Origin of the sequence: Ensifer sp. SL37 (assembly GCF_026672675.1) — a bacterium.
Classification (GTDB): domain Bacteria; phylum Pseudomonadota; class Alphaproteobacteria; order Rhizobiales; family Rhizobiaceae; genus Ensifer; species Ensifer adhaerens.
The window spans coordinates 1,002,330-1,016,311 of sequence record NZ_JAPPRN010000007.1; the positions used below are offsets into that span (position 1 = coordinate 1,002,330).

At 57.7% G+C, this 13,982-nt stretch carries 10 protein-coding genes and 3 pseudogenes; 6 read left to right on the plus strand and 7 right to left on the minus strand.

Annotated features, from left to right (window positions below):
* Window positions 1-9: 9 nt before the first annotated feature.
* The 5 genes from OVA00_RS36930 to OVA00_RS36950 all read right to left on the minus strand — a co-directional run bounded on the left by OVA00_RS36930 (window position 10) and on the right by OVA00_RS36950 (window position 6,633).
* Window positions 10-2,253: a PAS domain S-box protein gene (locus tag OVA00_RS36930; RefSeq protein WP_268090867.1), complete on the minus strand. Its 2,244-nt coding sequence runs from the start codon at window positions 2,251-2,253 to the stop codon at window positions 10-12.
* Window positions 2,254-2,356: 103 nt separating this feature from the next.
* Window positions 2,357-2,719: a response regulator transcription factor gene (locus OVA00_RS36935; protein ID WP_268090868.1), complete on the minus strand. Its 363-nt coding sequence runs from the start codon at window positions 2,717-2,719 to the stop codon at window positions 2,357-2,359.
* Window positions 2,716-5,370, minus strand: coding sequence for a PAS domain-containing protein (locus OVA00_RS36940; protein WP_268090870.1), 2,655 nt, complete (start codon window positions 5,368-5,370; stop codon window positions 2,716-2,718). The genes OVA00_RS36935 and OVA00_RS36940 overlap by 4 nt, the downstream gene beginning before the upstream one ends.
* 106 nt (window positions 5,371-5,476) lie before the next feature.
* Window positions 5,477-5,845 (minus strand): response regulator, encoded by a 369-nt coding sequence (locus tag OVA00_RS36945; protein ID WP_268090871.1) that lies wholly within the window; start codon window positions 5,843-5,845, stop codon window positions 5,477-5,479.
* Window positions 5,842-6,633 carry a sensor histidine kinase gene (locus OVA00_RS36950; protein WP_268090872.1) on the minus strand — a complete coding sequence of 264 codons (792 nt, stop codon included), beginning with the start codon at window positions 6,631-6,633 and terminating at the stop codon, window positions 5,842-5,844. The genes OVA00_RS36945 and OVA00_RS36950 overlap by 4 nt, the downstream gene beginning before the upstream one ends.
* A gap of 37 nt (window positions 6,634-6,670) precedes the next feature.
* On the opposite strand from OVA00_RS36950, the pseudogene OVA00_RS36955 reads away from it, so the two are divergent.
* Window positions 6,671-7,746, plus strand: a pseudogene (locus tag OVA00_RS36955) (IS3 family transposase); the annotation flags it as partial.
* Between the two features lie 299 nt (window positions 7,747-8,045).
* Here the strand turns inward: OVA00_RS36955 and OVA00_RS36965 are convergent.
* The gene (locus OVA00_RS36965) at window positions 8,046-8,531 is read right to left on the minus strand and encodes an MEDS domain-containing protein (protein WP_268090876.1); all 486 of its coding nucleotides are present in this window, start codon (window positions 8,529-8,531) and stop codon (window positions 8,046-8,048) included.
* A gap of 259 nt (window positions 8,532-8,790) precedes the next feature.
* On the opposite strand from OVA00_RS36965, the pseudogene OVA00_RS36970 reads away from it, so the two are divergent.
* The 3 genes and pseudogenes from OVA00_RS36970 to OVA00_RS36980 all read left to right on the plus strand — a co-directional run bounded on the left by OVA00_RS36970 (window position 8,791) and on the right by OVA00_RS36980 (window position 10,901).
* A pseudogene (locus OVA00_RS36970) lies at window positions 8,791-9,743 on the plus strand (LysR family transcriptional regulator).
* Window positions 9,744-9,860: 117 nt separating this feature from the next.
* Window positions 9,861-10,574 carry an SDR family NAD(P)-dependent oxidoreductase gene (locus OVA00_RS36975; protein ID WP_268090877.1) on the plus strand — a complete coding sequence of 238 codons (714 nt, stop codon included), beginning with the start codon at window positions 9,861-9,863 and terminating at the stop codon, window positions 10,572-10,574.
* Window positions 10,575-10,644: 70 nt separating this feature from the next.
* Window positions 10,645-10,901: pseudogene (locus OVA00_RS36980) on the plus strand (tautomerase family protein).
* A gap of 3 nt (window positions 10,902-10,904) precedes the next feature.
* Here the strand turns inward: OVA00_RS36980 and OVA00_RS36985 are convergent.
* Window positions 10,905-11,573, minus strand: coding sequence for a VOC family protein (locus tag OVA00_RS36985; protein ID WP_268090878.1), 669 nt, complete (start codon window positions 11,571-11,573; stop codon window positions 10,905-10,907).
* A 199-nt stretch (window positions 11,574-11,772) separates the two neighbouring features.
* Between OVA00_RS36985 and OVA00_RS36990 the strand changes: the two genes are divergently transcribed.
* A complete protein-coding gene (locus OVA00_RS36990; protein ID WP_268090880.1) occupies window positions 11,773-13,068 on the plus strand; it encodes an epoxide hydrolase family protein in 1,296 nt (431 codons plus the stop codon).
* A gap of 95 nt (window positions 13,069-13,163) precedes the next feature.
* Window positions 13,164-13,973: an SDR family NAD(P)-dependent oxidoreductase gene (locus OVA00_RS36995; RefSeq protein ID WP_268090881.1), complete on the plus strand. Its 810-nt coding sequence runs from the start codon at window positions 13,164-13,166 to the stop codon at window positions 13,971-13,973.
* Window positions 13,974-13,982: the final 9 nt, after the last annotated feature.

The following is a 13,982-nucleotide window of genomic DNA, read 5'->3' on the forward strand; positions in this document are numbered from 1 at the left end:
TAGCGGTGTCTATTTGGACGCAGATGACACTTCGCCCTTAACCGCACATGTTGGGACCGAGAAGTGGACTGTCACGCCGGGTCCAATGTTGGCCTCCATCCACAACTTGCCGCCGTGGGTCTCGACGATCGACCGACAAATTGTAAGTCCGATGCCCATTCCATCTGCTTTCGTCGTGTAGAATGGTTCGTATATCCGTGAGGCAGAATCGGTATCGATACCAACGCCATTGTCGGCAACAGCTAGGCTCACGAACCCATCTTGGTCCACTCGCGTCGAGATCTCAATCATTTTAAGCCGATCTCGAACCTCTTTGACCGCGTCGATAGCGTTGCGGATGAGGTTGCTGACGACTTGTTGCAATTGCACTCGGTCTCCGTTCACCAATGGAAGATCTGGCGCGAAAGCGGTGCGAATGACGACGCCATTTCTTCTCTGCTCGCTGGCTAGCAGCGTCGTGACCTCTCTGACTGCATCATGGAGATCGAGCTCTTTGAAGCTAATGGCTCGGTTGCCGAACAGGGCGCGAAGCCTTGTTATGACTTCTGTCGCCCTGTTGGCATCGCGGATGGTCCGTCGGACAGTTTCCAATGCCGTTGCCACGTCAGGAGGGTCCGTCGAGAGCATTCGCAGGCAGGTGCTCGCATTGGTGAGGATCCTCGATATCGGTTGGTTGACTTCGTGAGCGATCGCCGCAGACATCTGCCCAAGGCTGAGAAAACCTGTCAGCCGTGCCAGCTCCCCTCGAAGTTGATCGGTTGCCTCCTCGATCTGACGCTTTTGCGTAACGTCCTGAATGGCGCCAAGCGACTCCCTGTGTCCGTCCTGATGGTCGATCGCTTGGCTGATCACCCGGATGTGCTTAATCGTGCCATCGCGGCTCAACAAACGGAGCTCATAGTCGAGAGTGCCTCCGACTTCCCGAACCGAGCTCATCTTTTCTGCCAGAAACGCCAAGTCATCGGGATGAACCCGCTGCCTGATCCTCTCAAGTGTTACCTCTTCACCCTCCAGCTCGAAGATTTTCAACCATTCCTCGGACAGTCGAAGTTCATCTGTCTGCACGTTCCAGGAAAATGTTCCGGTGCTGCTCACTGCTTGGCCCGCAGCCAGAAAGGCTTGGCTACGCTTCAGCTCCTCTTCAACGTTCTTGCGATCATCTATATCCGTCAGCAGGCCGTACCAGCGCACGATGATGCCTTCGGCATCCCGAAGAGGCTGGGCGCGAACCTGAAACCAGCGGAAAACGCCGTCGTGGCGCCGATAGCGGCTTTCGTAGTCATAGGGCTCACCGCTCTTCAGCGAACCTATAAAGGTGTCGATATTGACCTGCACGTCGTCGGGATGGGTGATGCCATTCGTTGCCCAGTCCTGAACCTCGTTCAGTGTTATGCCGAAATAATCGAGGAGTTGCTGATTGCTTCCGTCCAGAGTGCCATCCGGTCTCGAGAGTATGATCATCCCCGGCACCATGTTGACGATGTGACGAAACTCGCGTTCGCTTTCAGCCAGGGCCTTCTCAGCGCGCACGCGGTCATCGATGTCGTTGAGAAGGAAGTACCATCGCACGATCGTACCATCGTCTTCCGCAACAGGGTTTCCGCGGACTTGGAACCAACGATAGACGCCGTCATAGCGGCGCAACCTTTCGATCACCTCGTAAGACTGGCCGATGGCAACAGCTTCGGCAAACTTCGCGACAGCTCGCGCCCGATCGTCTGGATGGATGATGTCGTTCGTCTGCCATCGCTGGTGCTCTGCAAAATCATAGCCGAAGAATCGAAGCGACTGGTCATTCACGGTCTCAACTGACCCATCGGCTCTAAGAACAATTATCAAGCCTGGGAGGGAATTAACGATTAGCTGAAGCTTCTTCTGGCTTTCGAGCAGGGCTTCGGCCGCTTTTCGTTGATCCTCGATGTCGGTGGCTATCGCGCACCATTTAGGGGGGGCGCCCAGTGGCGTGCTGAGTGGCCTGCAGTCGATCACAAACCACCTGAAGTTGCCGTCCGAGCCGCGCAAACGAACTTCACAGCGGCTCGAGCCCTCGCTGCTTGCGCGAAACTTAGCACTTAGAACTGCGAGGTCATCAGGTTCAACGACGTCCTCCCATCGCCAACCATCTCTCGCCGACCATCGCAGGCCGGTATATTCCTCCCAACGCCCGTTGACGAAATCAACGCGTCCGTCTGCGCCGACGGTGAAGACGATGCTTGGAATTGCATTCAAGACTTCGCCGAAATCCGGTTCCATGATCGATCCGCGCCCATCTCGATACCTGAGAGTACATCATTTTGAAGCAGGAGGTTATCGCTGCGCGTTTTGCGGATCACCCCACTCTGCGAACGTGACCAACCTAGTCTATCGCTGCCAGTGCCACTTGAAGTTCCTCATCGCCGAAAGGTTTGAACAGGCACTCTACAGCGCCGTCCTTCATTAGTCGGGTCCGCAGGACCTCATCCTTGAGCGCAGTGATGAATATCGTCGGAACCTGGTTTCCCCGCCTCGTAAGCTCCTTGAATAGCTCGGGTCCGGTCATGCCCGGCATCGCAATGTCGAGAATCATGCCATCGCTGAATGCGAAGGCGCCAGCACGCAGGAAGGCTTCGGCCGAGTCGAAGGTGTGGACATCAAATCCGAATGAACGGAGAAGGTCTGGCAGTGCCTCTCGAACGGACTCGTCGTCATCAACCACGGAGATTTGTTTCCGCTTCGTCATCGCTCCCCCTTTTCCGGATTCTCTCGTGGAGCATCCGGACCATCTGGCTCAGGACCTTCAACTTCGTGCCCGGGTAAGTGGATTGGCACGGAGAAACCGACTGTCGCTCCGTGCAAGGCATTGCTGTGTGCCCACAGGCGACCACTGTGACTTTCAATAATCGAGCGGCTGACAGATAGTCCGATGCCCATTCCATCGGGCTTGGTTGTGTAGAAGGCATCAAAGATCCGCTTTGTACCATCCATCCCGAAGCCGATCCCGGTGTCTTCGATGATCAATCGGACCTCTACGTCTCTGGCTTCCGTTCTGATGACGATACGGGCCGGGCGGCCCTCGACGGCTGAAGTTGCCTCGATAGCGTTGCGAAGCAGGTTCATGATCACCTGTTGCAGCTGTACTCGCGCGCCTAAGACGGAGGGAAGTGTCATGCCAAATTCTGTTATGACCGAAACGCGAGCTCGCTGGATCTCACTGAACGCGAGAGCTATCACCTCGGTGGCGACCTCGTTCATGTCTACGGGTTCGATCGACGGCGGCTTTCGACTGAAGAGCGCTCGCAACCGGACAATGACATCCGCAGCGCGGTTGGCGTCGCGGATCATGCGCCGAGCCGTGTCCGTGGCCACTTCGAGGTTGGGCGGCTCGGTGTTGAGGACACGAAGACACGTACTCGCATTAGTCACGATTCCAGCCAAGGGCTGGTTTACCTCGTGGGCAATGGAGGCGGTTAGCACTCCAAGGCTGGTTATCCGGGTCACGTACGAAAGTTCCGAACGGACCTCGTTTATTGCTTCCTCGGCCTTGCGGCTCTCTGTGACGTCCTGGACCGCTCCAGTTAACTCCTGCTCGCCGTCCCTGTTCTTTTCACTGTGTGCGAGCACACGAACATGCTTGATGGACTGATCCGCCATTACAAGCCGGATATCGTAGTCAAAGTCGCCATTTCCTGCGCGGGCAGTTTCGATCACGCTGCAAACTTTGAGCACGCTCTCAGGATCCAACCGCGACAGCACAGTTTGAAGGGTGACGGGGTTGGCCGGATCAACGCCAAATATCCTATAAGTCTCTGCCGACCAAACAATCTCGCTGGTCTCCAGGCGCAGTGAGAAGCTGCCAGTCTTGCTTAAACGCTGTGCGTCCGCCAGGAATGCTTCGCTGCGTCTAAGTTGCTCCTCCGTTCGCTTCCGATCATCGATATCAGTCAACAGCCCGTACCAGCGGATAATCTCACCGTCGGTGTTGCGGAGCGGAAGCCCCCTGAGTTGGAACCATCGCCAAACCCCATCGTGGCGCAAGAAGCGGGTTTCGTAGTCATACGGCTCCCCAGTCTCAATGGAACCCATGAAGCTGTCGATGCACAGCTGTAGGTCATCTGGATGAGTGATCCCGTTAGTGGCCCAGTTGTCGAGCTCATCAATTGGGCGCTGGAAGTAGTCGATTATCTGTTGGTTGCCGCCGATGAGCTTCGCATCAGGCGAGAAAATGGCGATCATCCCGGCAATGCCGTCGACTATGAACCTTGATTCCCGTTCGCGCTCGGCAAGTGCCTCTTCGGCTCGCTTGCGATCGTCGATGTCGACGTGCAAGGCGTACCAGCGAACGATCCGTCCACCATCATCGATCAGCGGCGAACCTGTAACCTGGAACCAGCGATGGATCCCGTCTGCCCTTCGGAGCCGAACTTCGAGATCGTAGGGCTGACCGAGTGTAACGGCACGATCGACTGCATCGATCATCCTGGGCATATCATCGGAATGAACGACGTCCGTGTTAGCCCAATCCCGAAGCTCTTCGATCGTGCGCCCGTAGTAGCGCAGAAGCGGACCGTTTATCGTCTCAACCTCGCCACTAATGCCGATAACGCCTATGCCCGCGGGAATACTCTCGAGGACCGATCGCGCCTCGCGTTCGCGCGCGGCTAGTTCCAGTTCCGCGCGCTTGCGGTCATCGACGTCCACCAAGAGATGAAACCATCTCAGTATTGTGCCGTCGACGTCTCTAAGTGGGAGACCGAGAACGTTGTGCCAGCGATAGATTCCATCGTGGCGCAGGTGTCGACTTTCGACGTTGTAAAATGTCCCAGTGAGATGCGCGTTTAGTTGGTCCTCAATGGTCGCGTGGACGTCCTCCGGATGAACGACCTCCGTCGCCTTCCAGTTCTTCAACTCCTCCAGTGTCATGCCAAAGTAGTCGAGAGCCGGATTGTTGAGAGCCTCCACATCGCCTGTCGGCGTCGTCACCGCCACCGGTACCGGAATGCTGTCCACGATACGTTGAAAGTCGGTTTTGTCACGGAGACGGCTATCCACGGTACACTCAGTAGCGATGCCGTACCATCGCCGTTCGGCCGCGCCATCATTCATGGGGTTGCAGCGCAGAAGAAGCGAGCGGCTAACACCATCTGGAAAGGTGAGGGGAACCTCCATCTGGAATGGCTGCCTCTGTTCCAACATCGATCGGAGTTTCGAGTGGAATGTCGAGCCATCGGGATGCTCGATGGCGATCGGCCAATTCCAGTCCTTTTCGCTTTGAAATTGAATGCCAACGTAATCCGCGAGGGCCCGATTTACAAAGTCGATGACGCCACCGGGGTTGATGCTGAACACCATACCCGGCAAAGTGTCGAGAACTCCAACGAGCCCCGCTTCCATGACTGTCCTTTCGAGCTCGGCTTACTTGGACAGCGTACGTTTTCGACAACCTTTCGTATATTGTCCTAAGGTGTTGGATGTGGCGGGGGCGCAGAGTAACGAGGCATCAGCGCAATGCTCGATCGAGTGCGTCTTGCAATGCAACGTCGCTGAATGGTTTAAGTAGGCAATCTACGGCGCCGCTCTGAAGCAGCGGAATTCGCTCGCTCTCATCTTTATGCGCGGTGATGAAGACGATGGGAATCTTCTCGCCTCGCCGGGCAAGTTCTTCCTGCAATTCCGGGCCGGACATACCAGGCATGGCAACGTCCAGAACGAGGCAGTCGGTCTTCTTCAAGCATTCGGACGCAAGGAACTCGCCAGCTGACGAGAACGCACGGACGTCGAAGCCAAATATGCGGATCAAGTCGGGCAAGGCTTCTCGGACCGACTCGTCATCATCCACGATTGAAACGAGCGGCTCTTGCGTCTTCATGATGTCTTCATTCCCGGTGGCGTTGGTCTGTCGACCGAGTCCTTATCAAACGGTAAAGCGAAGCCGAATATCGCGCCACCAGAAGGTATGGACTCGGCCCACATTTTCCTTTTGTGTGCCTCGATGATCGAGCGGCTCACAGACAGCCCTATTCCCATACCTTTCGGTTTGGTCGTGTGGAATACTTCGAACAGCCGCTCCACGTCAGTTCCTTCGAGACCGACCCCATGGTCCTCGACCACAACTCTGACCTCGTCCGGGCCCACGCTCGTGCGAACGAATATCTTCTTCTGTGTTTGGGCAGTATCGGTCATTGCGTCGATCGAGTTACGAAGGAGGTTCATCACTACTTGCTGTAGTTGAACCCTGTCTCCGAGGATAAAGGGCGGCGGATCGGAAAGTTCCTCGATCAGTAGAATTCTTCCCCGCTGCAGGTCACTGGACAGCAGCCCAATCAAGCGCATAATCACGTCCGATGCCCGATTGCTATCGCGAATTGTCCGTTTCGCCGTCTCGACCGCCCCGTCAATGTTCGGAGGGGTCGCGGAAAGCATGCGGAGGGATGCGCTCGCATTCATGATGATGCCCGACAAAGGCTGATTGACCTCATGGGCAATAGATGCCGCCATGGTACTAAGGCTCTTGACCCTGGTAAGCTGGGCGAGTTCGGTACGAAGTTTGTCGCGGGCCATTTCCGCTATTCGCTGAGCCGAGACGTCTTGAACTGCGCCGATGCATTCCATCGTACCGTCGAGGTGCCGTGACCTTGCCCCGTTGAAATAATCCATTTTGAAGTAAGCTCTGGCCCATTGAGAGGACCAGGGAATGAAGCGCAACCGTTTCACAGACGAACAGATCATCGTCATTTTGAAGGAGCACGAGGCTGGCACGCCCGTCTCGGAGCTTTGCCGCAAGCACGGCGTCAGCGATGCCAGCATCTATAAATGGAAGGCCAAATTCGGCGGCATGGACGTATCCGAAGCCAAGCGGCTGAAGACGCTGGAAGACGAGAACACGAAGCTGAAACGGCTCCTGGCAGATGCGATGCTCGACAATGCGGCCTTGAAAGACCTTTTGGGAAAGAAGTGGTGACGCCCGCAGCAAGGCGGAAAGCTGTCGCTCATCTGATGGATCACCACCAGATGAGCGAACGGCGGGCGTGTAAAGCCATCGGCTTTTGCCGGATGATGATCCGTTACGAAACCAGGCGCAGCGATGACCATGACCTTCGCGAGCGGATGAAGGCGCTGGCGCATGAACGCCGCCGCTTTGGATATCGACGCCTTCATGTGCTGCTCAGGCGTGAGGGTCACCTTGTGAACCACAAGCGGCTCTTCCGGCTCTATCGGGAAGAGAAGCTGACGGTGCGCAAGCGCGGCGGTCGGAAACGAGCGATAGGCACACGAGCACCGATGCTGATCCCGCTTGCCGCCAATGATCGCTGGTCACTGGACTTCGTGTCGGATCAACTCACCGATGGCCGCAGGTTCCGGATTCTGACGGTCGTCGACGATTGCACCAGGGAATGCCTGGCTCTCGTCGCCGACACGTCGCTCTCCGGCCTGCGGGTCGCCCGTGAGCTGGATCGGATCATCGAGGGACGAGGCAAGCCGAAGATGATCGTCAGCGACAATGGCAGTGAGTTCACCAGTAACGCGATCCTGCAATGGACGGATCGGAGCAAGGCGGATTGGCACTACATCGCGCCGGGCAAGCCGATCCAGAACGCCTTCATCGAAAGCTTCAATGGGCGGCTGCGCGACGAGCTCTTGAATGAGACGCTCTTCTCGTCACTGGCCCATGCTCGATCGGCGCTTTCAAACTGGCGCAGCGATTACAACGATCATCGACCACACTCTGGACTCGGCTGGATGACACCTGCCGAGTTCGCTCAGACAATCAACCCGCGACGTGATGCGGTGCTGCGCACGGCCGGAATGGCTCCGCACCGCAACCCGCCGCTACCGCCCCCAATACAGCAACCCAAAACCGCTGGAGCAAACTCAAAACTGGATAAAACTTGGGGGCAAGGTCAGCCGCACTATTCGTCCAACCACCCGGACATGTTTTACTTCGCCAGCGACGAAAAGGCGGATCTCGTAGTCCGGATTGTCAACTCCCTGCCTGACATCAGCCATCTTGGTCGCAAGCAGAGGAAGATCTTCTTCATAGACCCTCTGACCTATGCCGTCGAAGTCGATCACACGACCCCTCTCGAAGCCGAAGATTCGGTTGAGCTCGTCCGAGAAAGTGATCTCGTCAGTGTCAACTTTCCAAGAGAACGTTCCGGTTCGGCTAATTCGTGGATCCGGGATTCGAACTCGATGAGGTCAAGATGCTCTGGACTGTCGGCTGCCCAATCCATGTCGCATACGATACGGCTCAATGGAAACGCACCGCCTGCGTTACCGCTCGCCATTGCGGAGAATTCTCCCACCATTCGATCGTGGTCGAATAGTCCATCCTTGAGATAAGCGTCGACTGTAGTCCGAATTTCAAGTTGCCCGGTGAGCTGCGACGCCTCGGTGTCGATCCCTTCGCACCGCAGGCGAGTGATATGGTCTTCCCGTTTGTCCGCGCTCACTAGATGTTCGCAACGAAGGCCATCAAGGGTGAACGGGCCGAGAACCTCAAAGGCGTCCTTTGAATTGTGGAAAAATGCGCAAATGTGCCGATGGCGACCCAAGGCTCGCGTCAGCCAAGCGGATGTGGTCGTGGTGCGTCGCCGTCACGGGACACCGCGTCGTATCGAAAATGACGATGTTATCTGGCTGCAACCGTTGTCCATCCGCACGCCATTCCAAGCCTATGCGTCCAACGCATGCATCATGGGGTTTCTGCTGTCTATTGTCTAATGGTATCGGGTGATCGGTGGTTGCTGACGCTGGTTTTGCCTCGGCATCTGTTGCAAGGATGAAAGGGTAACCACCTGCTGGAGCCGGGTAATGGATCGCATTGATGCGATGAAGGTGTTTGTCACTGTTGTAGAGGAGGGGAGCCTAGCTGCGGCCGCCAGGAAATTGAAGCGTTCGCCTACCGCAATCGGCCGAGCTCTGGGCCTCCTCGAAGAGCACGTGGGCGTCGAACTTCTTCACCGCACTACGCGCAGTCTCAAGCTCAGCGAGGCCGGACAGCGTTACGTAGAGGTTTGCCGCAGGGTTCTGCTCGACCTTGAAGAGGCGGACATCATTGCAGGCGGCGAGCGGTCGTCGCCACGCGGCGTGTTGACAATCTCGGCGCCTCCCATCCTCGGGGAGGAAGTCCTTCGACCGATCTTGGACAAATTCTTGCAGCAGCATCCGAGCGTGTCCGTCCGGCTGTTGATGCTCGACCGCTTCGTCAATCTCGTCGACGAAGGGGTCGATATTGCGCTCCGCATAGGCAACCTCACGGACTCGACGCATATTACGACCCGGATCGGAGGAGACGTCCGGCGCGTCGTCGTGGCGTCACCGGGCTATCTTGCAAATCATAAGGCAATTCGAGAGCCTTCCGATCTCCTGGGGCACGACATCATTGCATTCTCGAATTTCGGGATCGATTCCTGGAGCTTCAGCCCCGTCGGCGAAGCTACGATGCCCAGAACCGTACATTTCTCGCCGCGGTATATCGTGAACAGCGTGCGTGCGGCTGCGGCGTCGGCCGTCGAAGGCCTGGGGATAACACGGCTCTATTCATAACACGTGGCGGAACTGGTCCGAGATGGAGCCCTCCAGATAATACTACCCACATTCGAGCCATCGGCGCTGCCGGTCCATCTCCGACCCCGCAGGGAAGAATTTCCGTGCCGAAGGTTCGGGCTTTCGTCGATTTTGCAGGTCCGAAACTAAAGGCAACTCTCGCGAAGATCGCGGGAGACTCCGGAGCCATGACGCAAATTATGCCGAAAATCGGTTGATTGTCGTCCTTGCGACGGCAATTCTCCCGAATACCAATTGCATCTAAATCAAATGCACCGACGCCGAGAGCGTAGGCACGGCCAGAAAAGGCCGAGCACTTGGAAAGGATGCAAATCATGAGCAGTCAACAGAAGGTTGTCATCATCACCGGTGCCTCACGGGGCATTGGCGAAGGCTTGGTAAAGGCGTATCGCGAGCGGGGCTATAACGTCGTCGCCACATCCCGCTCGATCAAACCAAGCACCGACTCTGGTATCCATGCGGTCCCGGGAGACATTGCGAAGGCTGAAACCGCGGAACGCGCGGTACGTGAGGCGATCGATCGGTTCGGCCGGATTGACACCCTGGTCAACAATGCAGGCGTGTTTACGGCGAAGCCGTTCGTTGATTTCACCCAGGAAGACTTCGACTACAACTTCGGGGTCAATATTTCCGGCTTCTTTCACATCACTCAGCGCGCAGCGCGGGTGATGCTCGAGCAGGGTTCCGGCCATATCGTCAACATCACGACCAGCCTTGTGAACCAGCCTATCGCTGGCGTGCCAGCGGCGCTCGCCTCGCTCACCAAGGGTGGTCTGAATTCGGTGACGCAAGAGCTCGCAATCGAGTTCGCCAAAACGGGCGTTCGTGTCAATGCCGTTTCACCCGGCATCATCAAGACTACGATGCACGCGCCTGAAACTCATGCCGCTATGTCATCTCTCCATCCGGTCGGTCGCATGGGTGAAATCAGGGATATCGTCGACGCGGTGATCTATCTCGAGAACGCCAGCTTCGTTACCGGAGAGATCCTCCACGTCGATGGTGGGCAGAACGCGGGCCGCTGGTAACGGGTGAAGGGCACCGATCATGTTCGATCTGCACCCTTCTATCGCCACCAATCGATGAAACTAAAGACCGATGCCCATCGTCACGGTTCAGGTTACCCGGGAACGCACGACGCCCGACCGCACGTCGGTACCGCCGAGGAAAAAGCCCGGATAATCGCAGGGGTGAGCCAGGTCATGCTTGATGTCCTGAACAAGCCCCTGGAGTCGACCTACGTCGCTATCGAGGAGGTTGATCTCGACAACTGGGGTTGGGGAGGCCTCCCGACGGCCGAATACCGAAAGCTCTTAGCGGAGTCCGCAAACGTGCAAGATCGCTCCGCGAAGTAGGTATCAGGTCGGCAGCTCCGAGCCGAATTGCTCTGCGAGCATGTACTGCGAATACCAGTCAGGCCAGTTCTCGTCGTGCTTCCCGCCAGTTCGCTTCTCATGTTCGCCATGAGCGGCGGCGGCACGGCGAAGTGCGCTCGCGAGATCAGCGGACGAGACGTAGGCAGCCCCCTTTGCGTCGATACGGCCTGGAAGACGGTTCGTGACTTCCTGGAATATCCAACCGTTCCCGTCCGGATCGCTGAATGAGGCAAAGGAGCCATAGCTGGCACGTGACGGGTGCGGGCCGGGGAGGCGGTTTTCCGTTCCGCGACGGTGAAACACACCGCCAGCATCATGGAAGACGCCGCTCATTTCGGCACCGCGGGAGGCAAGCGCCGCATGCGCCAACTCGATGTCGGATACGATCAGGTGAAGTCCCTGGGCCGAGCCAGGCTGTGCGGACGTGATCCTGGATCCGAAGATGACGGAGCAGGGCGATCCGGGTGGCGTCACCTGAACTACCCGGAAGCCGTCGCTACCGGAGACGTCCGCATCCAGCCGCCAGCCGAGACCCGTATAGAAGGACTTGGCGCGGTCGACGTCGGAGACTGGAATGACGACGACCTCAAGCTTCATGTCGAGATCACTCGCTGCGTCGATCGTTGGCATGGTGCTTTGCTGAACGGTCATGTTGCACTCCCTCGGTTGCGTTCGTGGCGCGGGAGACGATGAGCCTGCGGTTGACGCATGTCCATTATCCGATGGTGTCGGCTTCTGGGCGGGCGCGGCCGATCCAAACGTATCGCCGATACCATGGTGCAATAGCGCGGGAGCGGCGACCGACGAACCCTAGACGCAGCTTATCGCTGCCACATCAACGGAGAAGGTCATGTCACAAAATGTAGAGGCCAAGTTCATTTCTCTCTCGCCGACCCGGCGGGAGCTTCTCGCTGCCACGGCGGCGACAGCTGCGCTCAGCCTTCTGCCCGGCCACCTTCGCGCTGCGGCTCCTGAAGAAGCGATCCGCCCCTTCAAATCGGCCATTCCGCAGAAAGATGTGGATGAGCTGCGTCGTCGTGTTCGCGCAGCTCGCTGGCCTGGCATGGAAACCGTCGCGGATCGTACCCAGGGCGCCCAGCTGAAGAAGTTCAAGCCGCTCGTTGAATACTGGGGCACGGACTACGACTGGCGCAAAGGCGAGAAAAACCTCAATTCGTTTCCGCAGTTCATGACGAAGATCGACGGACTCGACATTCATTTCATCCATGTAAAGTCGAAGCACGAGAACGCGTTGCCACTGATTATGACGCACGGTTGGCCGGGCTCGGTCCTTGAACTGATCAAGACGATCGGACCGCTGACGGATCCGACCGCACACGGCGGCGCACCGGAGGACGCGTTCCACGTCGTCATGCCATCGATGCCGGGCTACGGGTTCTCGGAAATTCCCTCGGAAACCGGGTGGGGTCCCGATCGTATCGGCCAGGCATGGCATGTGCTGATGAAGCGCCTCGGCTACGATCGCTACGTGTCGCAGGGTGGTGACTGGGGAGCCGTCATCTCCGATGCGATGGCTCGGCAGGCACCGGAAGGATTGCTCGGTATCCACACCAACATGCCTGCTACTGTCCCTCCCGATATCGCCAAGGCGCTGACCAATGGCGAACCCACTCCGGTGGGGCTGTCTCCCGAGGAGAAGATCGCCTACGAACAGATGAACGCCCTTTACACCAAGGGTGCGGGATACGCCTGGATGATGGTCACCCGTCCCCAGACCCTCGGCTATGCCTTGACGGACTCCCCGGTCGGCCTGGCCGCGTGGTACTACGACAAGTTCGCCGACTGGACCTACAGCGGCGGCGATCCCGAAAAGTCGCTCACGCGTGACGAGATGTTGGACGACATCTCCCTCTACTGGTTCACCGGAACCGCCACCTCGGGGGCGCGGCTCTACTGGGAGAACAACGCCAACAACTTCAACGCAGTAGATATCAAGATCCCGGCCGCCATCACCGTCTTTCCGGGCGAGATCTACCAGGCGCCGAAGAGTTGGGCCGAGAAGGCCTACCACAACCTCATCTACTACAACAAAGTCGATAAGGGCGGGCATTTCGCCGCATGGGAAGAGCCGGACCTTTTCAGCTCGGAACTGCGGGCCGCGTTCAAGTCACTCCGCTCGGTCTAGCAGTATGGCCTGAAGAGTCACTGAGCGGGATCCGGCGAACCCGGATCCCGTCGTGGACCAGATCAACATATCCCTCTAATAGCAGGAGACCTGAAATGACCATCATTGGGAAAGGAACGGCACTCATCACTGGTGCGTCGTCTGGCCTTGGAGCAATTTACGCCGATCGCCTTGCTCGCCGCGGCTATGACCTTGTGCTCGTGGCTAGGAACCAGGATGCCCTCAGCAGGGTCGCGAAGGAGCTTTCGAGCTCGACCGGACGGAAGGTGACCACAATCCGCGCCGACCTCGGACAGCGCGATGATTTGCTCAAGGTAGAAGGGATCCTGCACAGCGATCCTACGATCACGATGCTCGTCAACAACGCAGGCGTCGGCGCCGTCGAACCGCTCCTCATGTCCGACGTCGAAGCAATGGAGCGGATGATCAAGGTCAATGTCACGGCACTGACACGCCTCGTATACGCGGCGGCGCCATCGTTTGCCGCTCGCGACAACGGCACCATTATCAACATGGCGTCGGCCCTGGGTATCGCTCCCGAAATTCTCAACGGGGTCTACGGAGCAACCAAGGCTTTCGTGATCGCCTTGACCTTCTCCCTGCAGAAGGAGTTCGCGGACAAGAACATCAGGATCCAGGCAGTACTGCCCGGCGCCGTGGAGACGCCCTTCTGGGATGCCTCGGGCGGCTCGTTGGATCGGCTTCCGACCGACATCGTCATGAAACCCGACGATACCGTCGATGCAGCACTTGCCGGGTTGGACATGGGGGAGCTTATAACGCTGCCGTCTGTGCCCGATGAAAATGACTGGAAAGCTTACGAGGCAGCCCGGCAGAAACTGATGCCGAACCTGTCGCGAAGTGTTCCCGCTTCGCGCTATCACGTCTCCGCCGCGTCGCACTAGCGGCGGTAG